This window comes from Stenotrophomonas sp. YIM B06876, from assembly GCF_030711595.1.
Taxonomy (GTDB): Bacteria; Pseudomonadota; Gammaproteobacteria; order Xanthomonadales; family Xanthomonadaceae; genus Stenotrophomonas.
The window spans coordinates 1-1,036 of record NZ_JAUJUJ010000299.1 but is presented as its reverse complement, the minus strand read 5'-3'; the positions used below and the strand labels follow the sequence as shown (position 1 = coordinate 1,036).

2 protein-coding genes are annotated in these 1,036 nt (G+C 53.8%); both read right to left on the bottom strand.

The genetic code is table 11. The features are described from left to right. A partial coding sequence (locus QZH66_RS16885; protein ID WP_305807011.1) for a hypothetical protein occupies positions 1 to 189 on the bottom strand: 189 nt, incomplete at its 3' end. Positions 190 to 402: 213 nt separating this feature from the next. Beyond that, on the bottom strand, positions 403 to 582 hold the full coding sequence (locus QZH66_RS16880; protein WP_305807010.1) for a hypothetical protein: 180 nt from the start codon (positions 580 to 582) through the stop codon (positions 403 to 405). Positions 583 to 1,036: the final 454 nt, after the last annotated feature.

The following is a 1,036-nucleotide window of genomic DNA, read 5'->3' as shown; positions in this document are numbered from 1 at the left end:
GGCGTCTTTGGATGAGCCTGCGTGGGACTGTCCCTTGTCGTCTTTTTCGGTGTGGACGCCACCGTGTTGCTGCTGCTTGCCAGTCTGGTCTTGCTGGCGTTGCTGCGCGTTCCCTTTTTGCTGATCGACATTTGTGCGTTGATCGCCTGCCTGTTGCTGATCACGCTCATGTTGCGGGTGCTTCGACATTACATACTCCTAGCATGCAGACAATATCATCTGCCCCACAATTGGGCTCGCGGCCTTGGGCAATTGCAGTCGTCAGTCAGATGTTATCGGGGTAGGAGCGGATCTGATTTACCGCTTTTGCCAAACCTCACGCACCGTGAGCNGTCAGTCAGATGTTATCGGGGTAGGAGCGGATCTGATTTACCGCTTTTGCCAAACCTCACGCACCGTGAGCTACACCTCACGTTCCTCCAGCCAATGCGTGCTCTTGCCGTAGCGGGCATTACCTGCTTGGATGAGGACCTCGAATGCCGACCGCTCTTCTGGGGTGTCGTCCACCCAGTCGGTGCAGGGTCGGTTCATTCCCAGGTCGTAAATTACATCCGGGTCAATACAAATCCGTATCTGCTTCATAGTCTTGCCTCATTTTTGCTAGGCGCAAATTTGCGCTAGAACTATCAGGTCTCAACGGGGGAGAGTCAATCATCACTTTTTGATGGTCAGTTGCAGCTTTGGATTTTGCGCCGACCCAGCGCTCATGGCCAGTCCACATTACTTCGCGCCAGACAGTCGGGTTGCGCAAATGTCGTTGTCATCACGACGGGCACGGCACGGTACTCGCTCTGTGCTGCGTTCTCTCGACCGTGAAAAAGCCACCCAAAGGTGGCTTGCTGTTAAGCGTGCAGACTATCGGTGCGCTTGTTGTGACGCTGAGAGGCTTACAGATAAGGAACGCCGTAGTGTTCATACACACGCTTGCCATATTCTTCGGTGTAGTCCGGGACAGTGTTCCAGTCATAACGTGGTGCGCTTTCAAGCCGATCCTTGGTAAGCGAAACCACATACCCATCCATGCTTGTGTCGTATT